The 19,434-nt window shown below is 44.5% G+C and carries 17 protein-coding genes; 15 read left to right on the forward strand and 2 right to left on the reverse strand.

What is annotated here, in order from left to right; translation table 11 throughout:
- Window positions 1–99 precede the first annotated feature (99 nt).
- Window positions 100–792 (forward strand): GntR family transcriptional regulator, encoded by a 693-nt coding sequence (locus RTR76_RS03385; RefSeq protein WP_312516770.1) that lies wholly within the window; start codon window positions 100–102, stop codon window positions 790–792.
- A 185-nt stretch (window positions 793–977) separates the two neighbouring features.
- Here the strand turns inward: RTR76_RS03385 and RTR76_RS03390 are convergent, their stop codons facing one another.
- Window positions 978–2,204: an aminopeptidase gene (locus tag RTR76_RS03390; RefSeq protein ID WP_312516695.1), complete on the reverse strand. Its 1,227-nt coding sequence runs from the start codon at window positions 2,202–2,204 to the stop codon at window positions 978–980.
- Between the two features lie 166 nt (window positions 2,205–2,370).
- On the opposite strand from RTR76_RS03390, the gene RTR76_RS03395 reads away from it, so the two are divergent.
- Genes RTR76_RS03395 through pta form a run of 5 tightly spaced genes read left to right on the forward strand, consistent with a single transcriptional unit; the run spans window position 2,371 to window position 8,062 of the window.
- Window positions 2,371–2,937, forward strand: coding sequence for a ComEA family DNA-binding protein (locus RTR76_RS03395; RefSeq protein WP_312516697.1), 567 nt, complete (start codon window positions 2,371–2,373; stop codon window positions 2,935–2,937).
- An 18-nt stretch (window positions 2,938–2,955) separates the two neighbouring features.
- Window positions 2,956–5,301 carry a DNA internalization-related competence protein ComEC/Rec2 gene (locus RTR76_RS03400; RefSeq protein ID WP_312516699.1) on the forward strand — a complete coding sequence of 782 codons (2,346 nt, stop codon included), beginning with the start codon at window positions 2,956–2,958 and terminating at the stop codon, window positions 5,299–5,301.
- Window positions 5,302–5,320: 19 nt separating this feature from the next.
- Window positions 5,321–6,373, forward strand: a complete 1,053-nt coding sequence (gene holA, locus RTR76_RS03405; RefSeq protein WP_312516701.1) for a DNA polymerase III subunit delta — start codon at window positions 5,321–5,323, stop codon at window positions 6,371–6,373.
- A gap of 24 nt (window positions 6,374–6,397) precedes the next feature.
- Window positions 6,398–7,033, forward strand: coding sequence for a glucosaminidase domain-containing protein (locus RTR76_RS03410; protein WP_312516703.1), 636 nt, complete (start codon window positions 6,398–6,400; stop codon window positions 7,031–7,033).
- A 24-nt stretch (window positions 7,034–7,057) separates the two neighbouring features.
- Window positions 7,058–8,062, forward strand: coding sequence for a phosphate acetyltransferase (pta, locus tag RTR76_RS03415; RefSeq protein ID WP_312516705.1), 1,005 nt, complete (start codon window positions 7,058–7,060; stop codon window positions 8,060–8,062).
- 48 nt (window positions 8,063–8,110) lie between these two features.
- Here the strand turns inward: pta and rpsT are convergent, their stop codons facing one another.
- The gene (gene rpsT, locus RTR76_RS03420) at window positions 8,111–8,377 is read right to left on the reverse strand and encodes a 30S ribosomal protein S20 (RefSeq protein ID WP_312516707.1); all 267 of its coding nucleotides are present in this window, start codon (window positions 8,375–8,377) and stop codon (window positions 8,111–8,113) included.
- 180 nt (window positions 8,378–8,557) lie between these two features.
- On the opposite strand from rpsT, the gene gpr reads away from it, so the two are divergent.
- From gpr to dnaK, 9 genes are all read left to right on the forward strand, one after another.
- The gene (gene gpr, locus RTR76_RS03425; protein ID WP_312516709.1) at window positions 8,558–9,529 is read left to right on the forward strand and encodes a GPR endopeptidase; all 972 of its coding nucleotides are present in this window, start codon (window positions 8,558–8,560) and stop codon (window positions 9,527–9,529) included.
- Between the two features lie 78 nt (window positions 9,530–9,607).
- Window positions 9,608–10,660, forward strand: a complete 1,053-nt coding sequence (gene spoIIP / locus RTR76_RS03430; RefSeq protein ID WP_312516712.1) for a stage II sporulation protein P — start codon at window positions 9,608–9,610, stop codon at window positions 10,658–10,660.
- A 24-nt stretch (window positions 10,661–10,684) separates the two neighbouring features.
- Window positions 10,685–11,149: a hypothetical protein gene (locus RTR76_RS03435; protein ID WP_312516714.1), complete on the forward strand. Its 465-nt coding sequence runs from the start codon at window positions 10,685–10,687 to the stop codon at window positions 11,147–11,149.
- A 76-nt stretch (window positions 11,150–11,225) separates the two neighbouring features.
- Window positions 11,226–13,022, forward strand: a complete 1,797-nt coding sequence (lepA, locus tag RTR76_RS03440; RefSeq protein WP_312516716.1) for a translation elongation factor 4 — start codon at window positions 11,226–11,228, stop codon at window positions 13,020–13,022.
- Window positions 13,023–13,026: 4 nt separating this feature from the next.
- Window positions 13,027–14,160 (forward strand): radical SAM family heme chaperone HemW, encoded by a 1,134-nt coding sequence (hemW, locus tag RTR76_RS03445; RefSeq protein ID WP_312516718.1) that lies wholly within the window; start codon window positions 13,027–13,029, stop codon window positions 14,158–14,160.
- Between the two features lie 104 nt (window positions 14,161–14,264).
- Window positions 14,265–15,296, forward strand: a complete 1,032-nt coding sequence (hrcA, locus tag RTR76_RS03450; RefSeq protein ID WP_312516720.1) for a heat-inducible transcriptional repressor HrcA — start codon at window positions 14,265–14,267, stop codon at window positions 15,294–15,296.
- 78 nt (window positions 15,297–15,374) lie between these two features.
- Window positions 15,375–16,961 (forward strand): TCP-1/cpn60 chaperonin family protein, encoded by a 1,587-nt coding sequence (locus RTR76_RS03455; RefSeq protein ID WP_312516722.1) that lies wholly within the window; start codon window positions 15,375–15,377, stop codon window positions 16,959–16,961.
- 17 nt (window positions 16,962–16,978) lie between these two features.
- Window positions 16,979–17,533, forward strand: a complete 555-nt coding sequence (gene grpE / locus RTR76_RS03460; protein WP_312516724.1) for a nucleotide exchange factor GrpE — start codon at window positions 16,979–16,981, stop codon at window positions 17,531–17,533.
- A gap of 27 nt (window positions 17,534–17,560) precedes the next feature.
- Window positions 17,561–19,414, forward strand: a complete 1,854-nt coding sequence (dnaK, locus tag RTR76_RS03465) for a molecular chaperone DnaK (protein WP_312516726.1) — start codon at window positions 17,561–17,563, stop codon at window positions 19,412–19,414.
- The last annotated feature ends 20 nt before the right edge of the window (window positions 19,415–19,434 follow it).

Consider the following 19,434-nt stretch of genomic DNA (forward strand, 5'->3'; position numbering starts at 1 on the left):
AAAAATGACCATCAGTTTTAACGTTGGATAACACCGCAGAACCTCTCTGTACAGAGCTGGAATAGTGCGATATAATCATATGGAAATCTTGTGAAAAAGATGGTGACTCATGGCATGGTGATTATGCCGCAGTACGAGAAAAAAAGCTTGAGCGATATTGTTGTTGCTTATGTGAAGAATAGAATTTTGTCCGGTGTATTGAAAAGCGGCGATAAATTGACTGAAGCCGATATTTCTAGTGAGTTAAGTACCAGCCGGGCTCCCGTGCGTGAAGCGATGCGGATTTTGAACGAACAGGGGATTGTCTCTTTTTCCCCGCGGAGGGGCAATCAGGTTTTGGAAATGAGTCCCCAAGAGGTACTGGAAGTATTTGATATCCGTATTACACTTGAAATTCAGATATTGCATATCCTTTCAACCCAGCCCATACTACAGGAGAAGGATTACCAGGAATTGCATCAGATGACGATGCAGATGCAAAAAGGTGAACAACAATGTAGTACCAATGAAGAACGCGTATTCCTATTGAATACATTGGATTTAGCTTTTCACCGTTATTTGTGGAATGCTTCTGAAAGCAGTCGGCGTGCGCAGATTCTGGAAGGTTTGTTTTATCAGCTTCTGATTGTCATGAACCAGAATATAGTGTCTCTAGGCACATTTGAAGAAAAAGCGCAGGAGCATCTGCAGATTCTTAATGCCTTGAAAACAAATCAACCGCCGCTTGTGTCAGAGGCGTTTATGCAGCACTTGCACAAATATGTAAATGCAACGCTTGCCAATAGTAAATAGGCGGTCAAATCGCCCACTGTCAAATAAAATAGACCCTAAAAAGATTAAAATAAAAAGGGATGCCCTCAAGGCATCCCTTTTTATTTTAATCACCATACTGCTGCGAGCGTAAAGCATGTATTTTTATGGGTGCACATTTATGTTAGGCCGAATAGGTGCCGGTGGGCCTATTTAATTAGCCTGACTTATGCGAAATTTCCGTTCTCAAATACCGGGATTTTCTTCCCTTCAGCGGTAATACCTGTAATGGTAAGGTCTTTTGTTCCGATCATAAAGTCTACATGCACTAAAGAATCATTGACGCCCAAATCAACTAACTTATCTTTGGATAGACTGCTGCCATCCTTGATGCAAGTTGGATAGGCTTTGCCGAAGGCCAGATGACACGAAGCGTTTTCATCAAATAATGTGTTATAGAAAAGAATCTGAGCATTGGAAATAGGAGAATCAAAAGGAACTAAAGCTACTTCGCCGAGATAACAGGAGCCTTCATCCGTTTCTATCAGCTTTTTCAGTATTTCCTGGCCTTTTTCTGCCTTATAGTCAATTGCTTTTCCATCTTTAAACGTTAAGCTGAATTGATCAATTAAGTTGCCGTTGTAAACCAAGGGCTTTGAACTAAAGACGGTACCGTTTACACCTGACTTTTTAGGCAGGGTAAATACTTCTTCTGTCGGGATATTGGCAACAAAATCAATCCCTTTGGCATTGTTTTTCGAGCCGCCCATCCAAATATGATTATCCGGCAGCTCTATAGTAAGATCGGTTCCAAGGCTGTTTTGATAATGTAAGGACTTGAAATTACTCTTGTTCATAAAATCCCGGCGTTCTCTAAGCTTAGCCTTATGGCTATCCCATTCTTTTACGGGATCTGCGGCAGGAACTCGAACCGCTTTTAAAATTGCATCCCACAATAAATTCATGGCCTGCTCCTCAGAGACATCAGGAAACACCTTTTTGGCCCAGGCAATTGTGGGTACTGAAACAATGCACCATGAGTTTTCATGACTCATAATTTTTTCGCGATATTCCTGTAAGGCAGTATTACTTACCTTTTGAGCTCTGACAATTCTTTCAGGGTTAACATCTTTTAGCAGCTCCGGATCTGAGGCGGATATACTGACGAAAGCCGCTCCGCCGCGCAGATACGAAAGATAAAAATCCTTGCGCCACTCTGGGAACTCATCAAAAATCTCGTCTGGGGCTTGAAGGTAGCGAATTTTGGCAGAAAGCTCATCAACCCAATTGATGACAACTTCACGGGCTCCTGCTGAATAAGCAGCCTCTGTAATGAGACGTGCAAAAGGGGCACATTCAATCGGTGAAGAAAGCACTAGGGTTTGATTGTTTTGGAGATTGACGCCAGTTTTAATAACCAGACGCGCGTATTTTTCTAAATCGGCATGATTCATGATGCCACCATCCCATTTGTTTTTAATTTTTATTTTATCATATTATTTTACCCAGTGACTGTTAATATATGAAAATGGTCAATATAGGGAGCTAGTAAAATTAATAAAGGAATTTGGATAATATTGGAGAAAAAGGTGGAAATAGCATTTGGGGCGGGTGACGTTCATGGACGGGAAAAGAAGCAAATTAGCAGTTGGATTGCTGATCGCGCTGGCCGTTGCAGGAACAGGTTTGTACAGTTGGTGGCAGAAAAGCACAATGGTGACGGCAGCGCAAATCATCGGTCCGGTTTCAAGTGAAAGTATGGTAAAGAACGATAAAGTAATGGTTTATATCAGCGGCGGAATTAACAGACCCGGTGTGTACGAAGTGCAATCTGGGCTAAGGGTGCTGGATGTTGTCAATCTGGCTGGAGGAGTAACGCCAAATGCGGATGCCAATCGCATTAATATGGCGCAAGCCGTCAAAGACGGCCTTCATGTTTCTGTTCCCGTTGTTATGGCCGGAAGCCAATCTGAGAATCCTTCGGGATCAAATAATGAAAGAATCAGTATCAACAAAGCAAGTAAGAGTGAATTGGATGAGCTGCCGGGAATTGGACCGGCAATGGCGGAACGAATTATCGAATATCGCCAGACAAACGGGGCGTTTAAGGAGCTGGACGAGCTGAAGAAAGTTCCAGGTATCGGTGAGTCCAAATTCAAAAAGCTAGTCAGCAAGATTACATTATAGATCATGAACATTTCACTTATGTTGCTGACAACAGCTTTTGCTCTGGGAATAGGTCTGGCTGGTTTTGCTTGGAATAGCGATTATTTATGTGTGTTATCGGCTTTGTTGGTTGGATTTATTACGGTTCAGCTTTATAAGCGGAAAGAACCGACTATTTGCTTACTATTGCTTTTCTTCTTCTTGGGAATTATTCGCTCTATGCAGGGTGAAGCTCTCCCGTTAACAGACAGCAGTCAGTTTATCGGACAACGAGTTATTGTGACAGGGAAAATAGCAGAGGTACCAAAGATTACACTGTTAGATACAGAAAAAAAGGTTCGATATATTATAGAAGTCGATCAGCTCCGGCTTGCCGGGCGGATGCTGAACAGCAGCGGAAAGATGATAGTGACTGTGCGGCAGACAGCAGCTACGCAAACTGGCAGCAGCGGCGACCATGTAAAGGCAGCAGGAGAGCTCGAAGGGTTACATGGCTATAATAATCCCGGCTCTATTGATATAGTGGCAGCGCTAAAGCGGCAAGGCATTACCGCGAGAATGAATAGCAGCAGTGATAGTATTTCAATTATCCCAGCGAAGGAATTAACTGGGAAAATATTACTGGATCAATGGCGGAGCCGGCTTAGTGAACTGTTTTTACAAGTCATGCCCCAGAGTGATGCAGCAATCCTTACCGGTGTTCTATTCGGCGGCGGATATGACACTATCAATACCCAGGTGCTGCATGATTTTTCAGCTACCGGTATTATTCATATATTATCAGTATCCGGCTCGCATATTGCCCTGGTGGCAGCAGTTATGTTATGGTTAGGAGAAAGCTGCCGCTTGAACTCTAAGGTAACCGTAATGCTGGCAGGCGCCGTAATACTGTTTTATGCCGCTTTAGCAGGGCTGAGTCCGCCGGTTATCAGGTCAGCTATTATGGGTATTACCGGACTTTGGGCAGTCCTGGCAGGCCGGGAAAAGTCCGGTGCAGGTGCAATGGCTCTGGCAGCGTTACTCATGCTCGTCTGGCAGCCGGCGCTGCTTTATGATATTAGTTTTCAGCTTTCATTTGGGGCAACTGCCGGTTTGGTCTTTTTATATAGCAAGACTACAGAAAAACTACGTTTTCTGCCAAAATGGCTGGCATCGGCATTTGCCGTGACATTTGCTGCGCAAGCCGGTATTATTCCCTTTTTAGCATGGTATTTTCACAGCTTTTCCATTAGCTCGTTCATTGCCAATATTATTGTTATTCCAATTATTGAGCTGGTTATTATTCTTGGCTTGCTGGCTTGCATCAGCAGCCTGGTACTGCCATTGGCAACAAAACTGCTATTGGTTTTTTGCAGTATGGGCATTGGTTTGGCAGTTATGCTGAATAAAGCAATTGCTGCTATTGAGGGTTTACAGTTTTATGTGCCTCCTTTTGGGATGCTGGAGAGTTTAGTGTTTTACGTTCTAGCCTGGAGCTATGGCTATTTACCGACCTGGATGCAGTCACCTGTCAGTATAATAAAGCAATGGCCTTATCGGGCGGCAGGGATTATTCTTGCAGTATGCCTGCTGGCAGGAGGTCTGATCGGACCTTCAAAACAGGTCGCTGTACATTTTATTGATGTAGGACAAGGTGATGCAACTCTCTTTATTACGCCTCGTGGCAGGTCAGTGCTTGTGGATACAGGTGGAACAATTGGTGAAAACAGTAATTTTGATGTGGGTGAACGAGTCGTTGCTCCTTATCTTAAGCATCAAGGCATAACCAGACTGGATTATCTCATTCTTACCCATGGCCACAAGGATCACGCAGGTGGTGCTGCGGCCGTAGCAGCAGCCATACCTGTCAGAAACTGTATTGTTGCTCCTGAAGCGTTTTCTGACAGTCTTCGGGCATTGCTCAAGGAAAAAGGCAGTGGGGTCATTATTCTGGCGGCGCGGGGACAGAAGCTTAAACTGGACGGGCTGGAGATAGAAGTGGTTCATGCTGGAGCACAGGCTGGATCAGGCCGTAACAGCAATGAATCATCAAGTGTGATTCGCGTGTCCTATGGACAACATAGCTTTCTCATTACAGGTGATTTAGAGGCTGGACAGGAAAAAGAGTTAATAGCAAATGGCTTATATCCGTGTACGGTCCTTAAAGTGGCGCATCATGGTTCGCGCACTTCGACTACGGATGGTTTTTTGGAAAAGGCGGCTCCTCGATATGCCGTTATTTCTGTAGGTTATCATAACCGGTTTGGTCATCCCCATAAAGAAGTGTTGGATAAATTGGACCGCACGGCACTGCACGTATACCGGACGGATCAAGACGGGGCTGTACTGATGAGAACAAATGGGACGGACTTGTCTATTGAACCTTACTTAAAAAGGAAACAATGATGTATCGGAGGCTCTTAGAATGAATTATTCAACTGCAATGGAGCAAATTAACCGTGGTCAGATTGCTTCGATATATTTGTTATATGGTGAAGAGAGTTATTTAATCCGGGAATTAGAACATAAGCTTACGGTAGAGCTTTTACCGCCTGATGAGCGGGAGACTGGACTTGCTGTTTTTGAGAACGAGCCATCGTCTGAGGAGCTTGTTCGCTTGATTGAGTCTGTGCCCTTCTTTGGCAGTAAAAATGTTATTTTAGTGCGCAATGCTGCTATGTTTCGCAGCCGGAAAGCATCCGTGCAAGCAGAGTCTGCAGATGCTTCCGAGGAGACTGCAGATGCCGGCAGTGAGCGATTAATAACCCTTTTTGCCAACATGCCGGACTACACTAACGTTGTCTTTATAGGTGGAGACAAAATTGATAAGCGTAAAAAAATCGTGAAGGCTATTGAAAAATACGGGTCTGTTATTGAGCTTGCGCCGCTAAAGGTTAAGGATGTAAAGCCATGGGTGATGGCGAAACTGGCGGAAAAGAATAAAAAACTAACTGCTGATGCAATGGAGCACCTGCTAAATATAGTCAGTATTATGCCGCAGGTATCCTTAGGCTTTTTAGCAGGCGAACTGGAAAAGGCATGCTTATATACAAAAACGAAGACATCAATTACTCGCGATGATCTCATGGCCATATTATCAATAGTGCCGGAGGTTTCTGTTTTTGTCATGCTGGAAGCATTGAGTCAGAAGCAAGTGTCAAGAGCGCTTCAATTACTGGGAGAACAGCTTTCTACAGGAGAGCTTCCTTTTCGGCTGCTGGCTTTATTAGCGAGGCAAGTACGCCACCTATGGCAGGCAAAGCTAATGGCAGGGCAAGGATTTTCGCAGCAGGATGTTGCCAATGAATTTAAAGTGCCCTTGTTTATTGGAGAAAAGCTGATTCGTCAAAGCAGAGCTTTTTCGGCCGAGCAGCTAAAAGCAGGAATTCTCCGCTTAGCGGCAGCAGACCGCGATTTAAAAACAGGGAAAGCGGATGGGCATGTGCTGGAGCAATTTATTATTGAATTGTGTTTATAAAAGATAAGGTAAGAGGAGGATAAAATGGTAAAGCAAGGGAAAAGAATGATTGTAATAGGTTTGACTGTCGCTAGTTGGTTACTGTCAGGCTTAACGATAGTGGCGGCACCCACTACGGATCAAACAGAATTGATTCAGAATGACAGCGCTTTGGACCTCTCCATAATGGGAGAACCGTTGGCTACTAAAGAGCAGTGCGTACGATATATGCAAAAAATCAATCCCTTTCCGCTTATTACCGTTTCTATAGAAACATTAGTAGAGTATTACTGGCAGCAGGGGATTCTGGAAAAAGTACGCCCTGATGTGGCATTTGCTCAGGCGATTCATGAAACCGGGCATTTTCGCTATGGTGGTGATGTAGTTCCCCTGCAAAATAACTATGCGGGAATAGGTACAACCGGTAATAAGGTTCGGGGGCATTGGTTTGGCTCAGCAGAGGAGGGCGTAACTGCTCAGATTCAGCACTTATTGGCGTATGCATCAACAGAGCAGCCGCAAAGACCAATCGTGGATCCACGCTATCAATTAGTAAAGCAGGGCCGGAATTTCGGACAGGCTGTAACCTGGACCGACTTAAATGGACGCTGGGCAGTGCCGGGTAAGACCTATGGCCAGAAGATATTAAGTATACATGCGCGTATTCTGGAAGAAAAATAAATAATTGAAGGCGGCGATACAATTATGAGTTTTATTGAACAGATGAAGCAAAAAGCCAGGGCTGATAAACAGCGCATTATTTTGCCTGAGGCAACTGATCTGCGTGTATTGCAGGCAGCATGCACTGTATTGAAAGAAAAAATTGCTGATATTATTTTAATAGGAGACAAGTCTGAAATACTGCGCGTCGCGGGAGACTTGGACTTATCGGGCGCTACGATCATTGATAGTAAAATTGCAGAGAAAGGACAGGAATACGGTAAAGCTTTCTATGAACTGCGTAAATCGAAGGGGATTACCTTAGAACAGGCAGAAGAACAAGTCAAGGACCCTGTTTTCTTTGGAATGATGATGTTGAAACTAAATGATGCCGATGGTCTGGTTTCCGGAGCGATTCATTCAACAGCAGATACGCTGCGTCCGGCATTGCAAATCATTAAGACAGCACCTGAGGCGAAGCTTGTTTCCACCTTCTTTGTCATGGTGGTGCCCAATAGCGAATATGGTCATAATGGAACGCTGCTGTTTGGGGACTGCGGTCTAAATGAGAACCCTAATGCGCAGGAGCTTTCTGAAATTGCTATTGCTTCTGCACAAAGCATGATTAGTCTGCTGGATATTACGCCAGTTGTAGCCATGTTATCGTATTCTACTTTTGGCAGTGCTAAGAGCGAGCTTACAGAAAAAGTGGTACAGGCGGCCGCTTTGGCCCGGCAAAAGGCACCTGAGCTTTTAATTGATGGAGAAATGCAGGTTGATGCTGCACTGGTCCAACGGGTTGCGGATTTAAAGGCTCCTGGCAGTAAAGCTGCAGGTCATGCTAATGTGTTGATATTCCCGGACTTAAATGCCGGAAATATCGGCTATAAGCTGACGGAAAGACTGGCAAAAGCACAAGCCTATGGCCCGATAACCCAAGGGTTGGCAAAGCCGATCAATGATTTGTCACGGGGCTGCAAAGCGGAAGACATTGTTGGTGTAGTTGCAATTACTGCAGTACAAGCACAAAGCAACAAGAGCAACAAATAAAAAATACCCCTTGTCCAAAAGAATGGACAAGGGGTATTTGTTTGTTGCTTAGTTGGCTAAGGCATTTAGCTTACGAGCCAAGCGGGACTTTTTACGGGCCGCGGCATTTTTATGGATAACGCCTTTGGCGACTGCTTTGTCAATAACACTGCTGGCTTTGGTCAGGAGGGCGTTAGCATCGTCTGCTTTGCCGGCCCCAACGGCTTCCACCGTTTTACGAGTAACAGTTTTGATGGTGGATTTTACGGCAAAGTTGCTTGCCCGGCGCTCAGCATCAGTTTTTACACTGCGTTCACTGGATTTAATGTTCGGCAATTGTTTCACCTCCCTTGTGACCATTATACCTAAAATATTTTAGCATGAGCCTATAAAAAATGCAAGCAACAATTACCACTTATTTATATAGTTACTTATTTATGTTTCATTATAGTATAGGAAAGGGTCCTTTGGGTAACGATAGCCTAACAGAAATATTGTAATTATAGGAGGAAATTCATGGATAATGAAGTATTTACGCCCCGGACTGACCTTGCCCTGGAAGCAAGAGAAATGCTCAGCCGGAGGGTTCGCGAAGATGTTCCCGGTGTAGTTGTGGAAACTGCCGAGAATGACGATGTTTTGATTACCCGGGTAAATATCACTACTCCTGAAGCCGAAAGGATGATGGGGAAAAAACAAGGACGTTATGTGACAGTCGAAGCGCAGGGGCTGCGCTATAAAAACACACCCCTTGAAGACCAAATTATGAAGCATCTTGCACAGGAACTGGTAAATATGGTAGAGCTGCCGCGTAATGCTACTGTTCTAATTGTTGGTCTGGGCAATTGGAATGTAACTCCTGATGCATTGGGACCCCGTTCCGTAGATAAAGTTGTTGTTACCAGGCATCTTCAGGAACTGTTGTCGCCAGAACTAAAAAATGGTGTTCGCTCTGTTTGTGCAATCGCGCCTGGTGTACTTGGAATTACCGGTATGGAAACAGCGGAAATTATACACGGTATCGTAGATAAAGTAAAACCCAATGTGGTCATTGCAATTGATGCTCTGGCGGCGGCGTCCAGTCACCGTGTATTGACAACCGTTCAATTAGCAAATACAGGCATACATCCGGGCTCCGGAGTGGGCAACAAGCGTTTTGGACTTAGTAAGGAAACACTCGGAGTACCTGTGATTGCAATTGGTGTTCCCACCGTTGTCCATGCATCAACAATCGCCATGGACACAATTGATACTATGCAGGAGCATGCCGCTTTTGCCCGCTACTTTAAAAGCATGGCCGATTTGTCTGATCAAGATCGGAGCATGATTGTGCGGCAAGTGCTTCCCGATGCGCTGGGGGATCTAATGGTTACGCCTAAGGAAATAGACCGGTTAATTCAGGATATTGCCAACATTATTGCCGGTGGTATTAATCAGGCCCTGCATCCGCATATTGATTATGAAAATATTCATCTATACTTACATTAATCCGTTTTTCTTGCGGTAATATCCTTTTGCCCCAAAGCATATACATTGTATGTAAACAATAGGGCAGGGGGCAAAAACTTGAGAAGACGGCGAAAATATTACCACAAATCAAAAATGATTGCCTTAACAGTTATGGTTATGGCAATTATGATAGTCATATCAGGCATGTATGGAATCAGGAGTGCAGGAGCGCTATCCAGTGAGCCCGGTAATGCAGCTGCCGGCAATCAGAAGTGGGAACAGCTATGGCCTAACTGGAGGGACGTGCTTTTTTCCGGAATACCGGGATTAGCGGGTTCTTCCAGCCCGGCACCTGTTGTCATTAAGTCAGAGATAACGGCCCAGAGCGTGCTCAGGGGCGTAGTTATGTTTCTTGCGAATATCGATATTAAAGATACCCGGTCACTGTTCCGGGTTGAAATCCCCTTATTAGCAGCTATTAAGCCTGAGTCCACTGTAAGTGCGATGACCGTTCCTAATTTTCCTAAATTTGATTTTAAAAGCACGTTAACGAATGGTAAACCGGTTGTGGGAATCTATCATACGCACACGGCCGAGTCCTTTATACCTAATTCTGGCGTAACTCACCGCCCTGGCGGACAGCGCGGCGAAATAGTCGAGGTTGGCGATGCTCTGGCAAAGCGCTTGGAGGAACGTGGCTATAAAGCGATCGTAAGTAAGAATATTCATGATTACCCCAGTTTTATGAAAGCTTATGGTCCATCAGAAATTACTGCTAAGGAAATGCTGTCAGAAAACCCTTCTATCCAAATGATTTTTGATATCCATCGGGATGCTGATAAAAGAGAGAATTCGATTGCTACAGTTGCAGGTGTGACGGTAGCCCGGATGTCTATTGTGGTAGCAAAAGGACAACCAGATCTTATGCAGCCCCACTGGCAGCAAAACCATGCCTTTGCAAAGCTGATTGACGCAAAGCTTAATCAATATTTCCCCGGTGTATCAAAAGGAATCCAATTAGTTGACTGGCGTTTTAATCAGCATTTACATCCCCGCGCCTTGCTGCTGGAGGTGGGTTGCCAGGAAAACTCAAAAGAAGAAGCAATGCGCACGATGGAACTTCTTGGCGATATTCTCGCGGAGATTATGGCTGAAAACAAGACAGAGTAAAAAATATGTTATGCAGCTTTAGAGGTGATACTTATTCTTATTCGCATGCCTTCTGAAGAAGTCATTGTTTTAACCAGAGGCTTTATTGCAATGCTCATATTCATCGTTCTAGGGGTTGCGGCTGCTGAACATCAGCTAAATGATATGACCATGCAAAGCCCGTATGTGCGCTCCTTTAATGTAAGAAGAGACAGTGGCGGTTACTCTGCACACGTTTTGGGGAATGGAATAAATATTAATGGTCAGTTTCCGGTTGGATCGGTGTACAATACGGCCAAAGCAATTACTTTCCAGTCTGGCGGCAATCGCATAACAATACCAACGGTCTTATATTTTAATATAGAGCGTCCTATTTATTGGCTGAACTTATGGTATGGTCAATTCATGGAGGAGGCTTACCGGACAAAAGAAAATCTTACGGGATACATGCGAGACCTGAAACCGTTTCTGGACAAGGAGCTTCGCTGGCTTAAAGAGCAATTTAGGTAAATACTTGCAGGTGATAGGGGGAAATGCTATAATAAATCACTGAAATTTGCTATTGTAGTCTGAGAGGAGCCCCGCTATGAATACATCCCATATTCGAAACTTCTCCATTATTGCTCATATTGACCATGGTAAATCCACACTAGCTGACCGGCTGTTGGAGTTTACCGGAGCTCTCTCTGCCCGTGAGATGGAAAACCAGGTATTGGACCAGATGGATCTGGAACGTGAGCGTGGTATCACAATTAAGGCACAGTCGGTCCGCTTGTCTTATACTGCTAAGAATGGCGAGACATATATGCTAAATTTAATTGATACACCAGGACACGTAGATTTTACATACGAAGTTTCCCGCAGCCTGGCAGCCTGTGAAGGTGCGCTATTGATCGTTGATGCAGCGCAAGGAATTGAAGCGCAGACCCTGGCTAATGTGTATTTGGCATTGGAACATGATTTGGAAATTATTCCTATTATTAATAAAATTGATTTGCCTAGTGCAGAGCCCGAACGGGTAAAGCAGGAGATCGAAGATGTAATCGGGCTGGATACAACTGATGCTGTCTTGATTAGTGCTAAAACCGGTTTCGGCATTGAAGAGGTATTGGAAGCAATTGTTGCGAAAGTACCGCCACCGAAGAGTGATAGAAATAAGCCGCTCAAAGCACTTATCTTTGATTCCCATTTTGACTCCTATAAAGGAGTAATTGCCTATGTCCGGATAATGGATGGCCATATACGTCCAGGCATGAAAGTGCTGATGATGGCAACAGAGAAAAAGTTCGAAATAACGGAAGTAGGCGTGTTCCGCCCTACCATGACCAATGTTGCCGAGCTTGGGCCAGGAGAAGTGGGCTTTATTGCAGCTAGTATTAAGAATGTAAAAGATACCCGCGTTGGTGATACCGTTACTGAGCTCGACAATCCTGCCACTGAACCTCTGCCCGGATACCGCAAGGTTACTCCGATGGTGTATTGCGGTCTTTACCCGGTAGACAGTGCAGATTACGACTCGCTGCGTGACGCGTTGGATAAGCTTAAATTAAATGATGCTTCTTTAGCGTATGAACCAGAAACGTCAATTGCCCTTGGTTTTGGTTTCCGCTGCGGTTTCTTAGGATTGCTTCATATGGATGTTATCCAGGAGCGGCTCGAACGGGAATACAATTTAACATTGATCACCACAGCCCCCAGTGTTATTTTCAAAGTGTTTAAGACTGACGGCGAGCTGCTGGAAATTGATAATCCCTCCAAATTGCCTGTTGTTCAGGAAATCGATCATATTGAAGAGCCCTATGTAAAGGCTACTATTATTGTCCCCAATGATCTTGTCGGTGCAGTCATGGAACTTTCACAAGAAAAACGGGGCGAATATAAAGATATGAAGTACCTGGATGTCAGCCGGGTTACCATTACGTATCATTTACCATTAAGTGAAATCATTTATGATTATTTTGACCGCCTGAAATCTTCTACCCGGGGCTATGCCTCGCTGGATTATGAATTGATTGGCTATCAGCAATCAGATCTGGTCAAACTGGATATTCTCCTTAATGGCGAGGCAGTTGATGCGTTAAGCGTCATTGTGCATCGTGATAAGGCAACATTTAGGGGACGGGGTCTTGCCGAGAAGCTGAAAGAAATTATTCCACGCCAAATGTTTGAGATACCTATTCAAGCAGCTATAGGCAATAAAGTCATTGCGCGGGAAACGGTAAGAGCCATGCGGAAAGATGTACTGGCGAAATGCTACGGCGGTGATATTTCCCGTAAACGCAAGCTGCTGGAAAAGCAAAAAGAAGGTAAGAAGCGCATGAAACAAGTGGGAAATGTTGAGGTTCCTCAGGAAGCGTTCATGGCGATCTTGAAGATGGATTAGACATATGAATTTAGGATTATATATCCACATCCCTTTTTGCAAGCAAAAATGTTTATATTGTGATTTCCCTTCCTACTCTCATCTGGAGAGCTTATACGAAAGCTATATTGACGCCTTGTGCCGGGAAATCACCGGACAAGGTGTTCTTTTTTCATCTTATCAGGTTGATACGATATACATAGGAGGCGGAACACCCTCAGTTCTGCCTGCCGCCTTGTTGCTGAAAGTGATTGGGGCGCTAAACAAAAGTTTTACTATTACCTCGGATGCGGAAATCTCTATGGAAGCAAATCCTGGCACGGTGAATCATGATATGCTGACAGCACTGCGGTCTCATGGTGTGAACCGCATTAGCTTTGGCGTGCAGTCATTTTCTGATACGCTGCTGCAGGAAGTCGGTCGTATTCATACAGGCGATGATGGAATTCATGCCGTCCGGACCGCACAGCAGGCCGGGTTTTCCAATGTAAATATTGACCTGATGTATGGATTGCCCGTGCAGACACTAAAAGATTTCCAAAAAAGTCTCCGGCTGGCATATGAACTGGCTATTCCTCATATTTCAGTATATGGGTTAAAAGTGGAAGAAGAAACTCCCTTTGCGAATCGTCTCGCTTCAGGTAAATTAATACTGCCTTCCGAAGAAGAGGAAGAGGCGATGTATGACGAGACAGTCGAATATTTAACACTAAGTGGCTACCAACGGTATGAAATATCAAATTATGCGCTGCCGGGGTTTTCCTGCCGGCATAACTTAAAATATTGGAACTACTCTTCTTATCTCGGAATAGGCGCGGCTGCTCATTCCTTTATTAATGGCGAGCGGCTGGCGAATACGCGCGATGTCCGTACCTACCTTAAGCGTGTAAACAGCGGCCAATCACCTGTTGAGGTTAAAGAAATTCCGGATGAACCTGTTCAAATGGCCGAATTTTGTTTTTTGGGACTTCGCACGGCAGCGGGAATATCCAATGATACCTTTTATCGGTTCTTCGGAAAAAGTCTTCAACAGATGTTTGGAAAACCCTTAGCATCTTTAGAAGCTAAAGGATTGATTTGTATGGAAAACCAATCAGTAAAGCTAACTCCCCTTGGGATGAAATACGGTAACTCGGTTTTTCAGGCTTTTTTACCTTAACTGTCGATAAAACAGGATGACATCTTGACATGAGCGGCAAGGAGTGATATGTTTTAATTAGGTGTTAGCACTCCCTGCGATAGAGTGCTAACAATAGGAGGTGAATGCTTTTGGACGAGAGAAAACGTAAGATTCTGCAGGCTATTATTGACGACTATATTTCTACAGCGGAACCGATTGGCTCAAGAACGATTGCCCGTAAATATGACTTGGGCATCAGTCCGGCAACTATTCGTAATGAAATGTCTGATTTGGAAGTGCTGGGGTACCTGGAACAGCCTCATACGTCGGCAGGGCGAATTCCTTCGGCCAAAGGCTATCGGTTCTATGTGGACTGCTTATTAGCGCCGCCTACAATCAGTGATCAGGAAATTCTTCTGATTGATCGTTGGTATGAGGCTAAGGCCCGGCGGATCGAAGGCGTCTTTCAGGAAACTGCTAAAATTTTATCTCGTATGACCCGCAATGTATCGCTTGTTCTGGCGCCGCAAATGTCGCAGTGTGTGTTCAAATACATGCAGTTTCTGCCATTGGATGAGCGCAGAGCCATCATTATAATAGTGACAGATACGGGGTTTATTGATAATAAGGTAATTGATATTCCGGAAGGAACATCGTTAAGTGATTTGCAGAGCATAGCTGAGCTTATCAATAACCGGTTAGCCGGATTACCGCTGGACCGTATTAAATTATCACTCCTCAGACAAATAAAACAAGATGTCGTGGCCGATTCTCTTATTTATAAAGCGGCTCTTGAAGTATTGGGAAGCGCTGTATCGGTCGACAGAAAGGACCGGGTATATACCGGCGGCACTACTCAATTATTGGAACAGCCGGAATTTCGTGATGTTGATAAAGTAAAAGGCCTGCTTTCCATGCTGGAAGAAGAACAACTGCTTAGTGATATTCTTCACATGCAGGACACAGACCACTTACTTGTCACTATTGGTCAGGAAAACAAGTTCTCCGGTATTCAGGATTGCAGTGTCATTCAGGCGACCTATCGTGTTGATGGTCAGGTAGTTGGTACGGTAGCGGTCTTGGGACCAACCCGCATGGAGTATGGTAAGATCATTGGCGTGCTCGGTTTTATGCAGCGCCATTTGGGAGATGTATTAAAAAAATACGGTGTCTGAAACAGTTTGTGAAAACGGGCAGACGGAATAGTCTGCCCGCAAGAAGCATTACATATATAGGTATGGGAGGATTCCGACATGAATCTCAAGCAGGCAGCCGGCAGCGGTGCGGAAGTTGATGAACGTTTAGCTGCGTTAGTCACCAACGCAAATGCTGTAAGAGCAATCACGGCGGCTGTAGAAGGAACAATTGGTCCTAAAGGACTGGACACGATGCTGGTAGACCGCTTTGGTGAAGTCATCATCACAAATGATGGTGTGACTATTCTTGATAAGATGGATGTCAATCATCCTGCGGCAAAAATGCTGATTAATACGGCAAAAGCACAGCAAGCCGAGGTAGGCGATGGGACAACAACTGCGACTATTATGGCTGGTGGTCTTGTAGCGGAAGGTGTTAATCAGGTTTTGCGGGGTGTTCCGGTGGCCAGGGTTATCGAAGGTGTGAAATTTGGAATTGCACAGGCGCTTGAGCAAGTGGCAGTTAATTGCCGTCGTGTGTCAGATATACAGGATCCAATTTTACGCAATATCGCAATGATAGCCGGTCGGGAGCATCAGGATATCGCCGATTTGGTAGTAGAAGCTGCCCGGCTGATTGGTGTAGAAAAATTAACAGAGAATAATTTTAAGCTGGCAGAAATTATAACGGCTCAAGAAGGAGCCGCTAATGAAGTGTTTTTAGGCGTTATTGTTGATAAAGAGCGCATGAACAAGGAAATGCCGGCAGTGGTGGAAAACGCTAAAGTGCTTTTAATTGATGATGCCTTGGAGCCGGAAGAAATTGGAGATGAGGCATTAAGTACAGAAGCCGGATTTAAGCGTTACATAGAATTACAAAATGAATTTAAAGAAAATAGTAAGAAAATTGTTGAGCTTGGTGTTAATGTCGTTTTAGTCGACAGAGGTGTTCACACTGATGCTGAGGAAATTTTGGCTGATGCCGGTATAATGGTTATTCAGCGGGTGGCCGCTAAGGACCTCAGAAGGGCGGCTGAACATACAGGTGCACGGATGCTCAAGCGTACAGGGCTTAAAAAAGAAACGGCAGACCTGGAAAAATATCTGGGCATCGCCCATCGGGTTTATGAAGATGAGAAGCTGGAGCATGTTCGCATTCTAGGTGGTAAGGGTAAACCGATGGCTACTATTTTAGTCGGTGCCGCAACAGAAGAAGTCGTTGGCGAACGGATGCGTATTGCTAAAGATGCAGCATCCAGTGTGCAGGCTGCAGTCAAAGGCGGCTATGTACCGGGCGGTGGATCTATTGAAATTGCGCTAGCCCGAAAAGTAGAAAAATCCCGGGAACATCTTAAGGGTATGGCAGCATATGGTGTAGATTGTGTAGTGAATGCTTTGAAGCGGCCATTATCGCAGATTGTAGAAAATGCCGGATTTAATCCTCTGGAAAAAGTTGAAGATGTAGTTGCTGCTCAGATGGCGGGACAGATGGATTATCTTGGTATTGATTGCGATACAGGCTTAGTAACCGACATGCTTGCGGTAGGAGTTGTCGATCCGGTGCCTGTCAAACTTCATGCGATAAAGGCGGCAGGCGAAGTTGCTGTGGCAATTTTACGGATTGATACCATAATTAAGAAAAAAGAGGATGCCGCCAACAGCACGCAAGGAAGTGCTGCATCAGCTGGTATGCCTGATTTTTAAAATTTGAGGTGAAGTGAATGGCAGAGAACGTAGAAAAAGAAGAAGTAGTTCTGGAAACGCCGGACATTGATACGGCGGCCGAAGAAGTTTGCTTTCAGTCTTCCGATGTGGAGAGGATGCTGGCTGCGATAGCCGAAAAAAATCGCCTTCATGAAGAAATGGCGGAACGTTTAAAACGTTTGCAAGCTGATTTTGATAATTTCCGCCGCCGCACGCGTCAGGAAAAAGAAGAGCTTTCCGGTATTGTTACAGAGGAAGTTCTGTTAAAACTCCTGCCGGTTATTGATAATTTTGAACGTGCTTTATCTACAGCAGGTAAGGCGGATGTTGAATCTTTGCGTTCCGGTGTTGAAATGATTTATCGTCAGTTATTCCAGAGTCTTGAATTGCTCGGTCTCGCACCTGTTCAGGCAGTTGGGGAAAGCTTTAATCCTCAGCAGCATGAAGCTGTTATGCGGGTGGAGGATGAAGCAAAAGCGGATGGAACGATTGTCGAGGAATTTCAAAAGGGCTATATGGTCCGTAATAAAGTAATTCGCCCCAGCATGGTTAAGGTTGTAAGCAATATTTAATTCGTAAATTTAAGGAGGAATATAATAATGGCAAAAGTAATTGGTATAGACCTTGGTACTACTAACTCGGTTGTCGCAGTAATGGAAGGTGGCGAACCTGTCGTTATTCCTAACGCAGAAGGCGCACGTCTGACACCGTCTGTTGTTGGTTTTTCTAAAACAGGTGAACGTCTTGTCGGTCAATTAGCAAAACGTCAGGCAGTATCAAATCCGGACCGTACCATTCATTCTATTAAACGGCATATGGGTACCGGCTATACGGTTAAAATTGATGATAAAAACTACACTCCACAGGAAATATCTGCGATGATTCTGCAAAAGCTGAAACAAGAAGCAGAAGCTTATTTAGGTGAAAAAGTATCTCAGGCGGTCATCACTGTTCCTGCCTATTTTACTGACAGCCAGCGTCAAGCTACGAAAGATGCCGGAGCGATTGCCGGACTTGAAGTACTGCGTATTATTAACGAGCCTACAGCGGCTGCTTTGGCGTATGGCCTTGATAAAGGCGAAGACCATACAATCCTGGTATTTGACTTAGGCGGCGGTACTTTTGACGTCTCGATCCTTGAACTGGGTGATGGCGTTTTTGAAGTTAAAGCAACCCACGGCAATAACCGTCTTGGCGGCGATGACTTCGATGAGCGTGTCATGAATTGGATGATTGCTGAATTCAAGCGCGAGAATGGTATTGATCTTTCTCAAGATCGTATGGCAGTACAACGCTTAAAAGAAGCAGCTGAAAAAGCCAAAATTGAATTGTCAGGCGTACTGACTACCAATATTAACCTGCCATTTATTACCGCCGATGCAAGCGGTCCTAAGCATATGGATGTGAACCTGACTCGGGCGAAATTTGAAGAGCTGACTGCCGATTTAGTAGAAGCTACTATGGCACCTACCCGTCAGGCATTGAATGATTCCGGCTTAAGTTCCAAGGAAATTGATAAAGTCATTTTAGTAGGCGGCTCGACGCGTATTCCTGCCGTTCAAGAGGCTATAAAAAAATTCTTGGGTAAAGAGCTTCATCGTGGCGTAAATCCTGATGAATCAGTTGCCGTTGGTGCAGCAATTCAAGCGGGTGTACTTGTTGGTGAAGTTAAAGATGTACTGCTGCTTGATGTTACTCCATTGTCGCTTGGTATAGAAACACTTGGTGGAGTATTCACAAAGATCATTGAAAGAAACACTACAATCCCTACTTCCAAGAGTCAGACGTTCTCGACTGCGGCCGATAACCAGCCTTCCGTTGATATTCATGTACTGCAAGGCGAACGGGAAATGGCTTCATATAATAAAACGCTGGGAAGGTTTGAGCTTTCTGGAATTCCTCCAGCACCCCGTGGTGTACCTCGCATTGAAGTAACCTTTGATATTGATGCCAATGGTATCGTTCATGTTTCAGCTAAAGATCTGGGAACTGGTAAGGAACAAAAAATAACCATCACTTCTTCCGGCGGATTAAACAAGGATGAAGTTGAGAGAATGGTAAAAGAAGCCGAAGCTCACGCTTCAGAAGATAAACAACGCAAAGAAGAAATTGAAACGCGCAATAGTGCTGACTCTCTTGTCTACCAGGCCGAGAAGACAATTAAGGATATGGGCGATAAGGCGGATAAAGCATTAGTTGAGAAAGTGCAGCTTGCTATTGATCAACTGAAAGAAACTCTTAAAGGTACCGACATTGAAAAAATTAAAGCCGATACCGAAGAATTAACTAAACCGCTTTACGAATTAACCTCTGCTGTGTATAATCAACAAGGTGCTCAGGGTGAGCCTGGTGCAGCTGGTTTTGATGCTGCTGGTGCTTCACAGGGAGCAGGAAAAGATGAAAATGTTGTTGATGCCGATTATAAAGTTGTCGATGATGAAAAGAAGAAATAAGCAACTTTAAATATCAGTTT

This window comes from Anaerospora sp. (assembly GCF_032013335.1).
In the GTDB taxonomy this organism is placed as follows: Bacteria; Bacillota; Negativicutes; order Sporomusales; family DSM-15969; genus Anaerospora.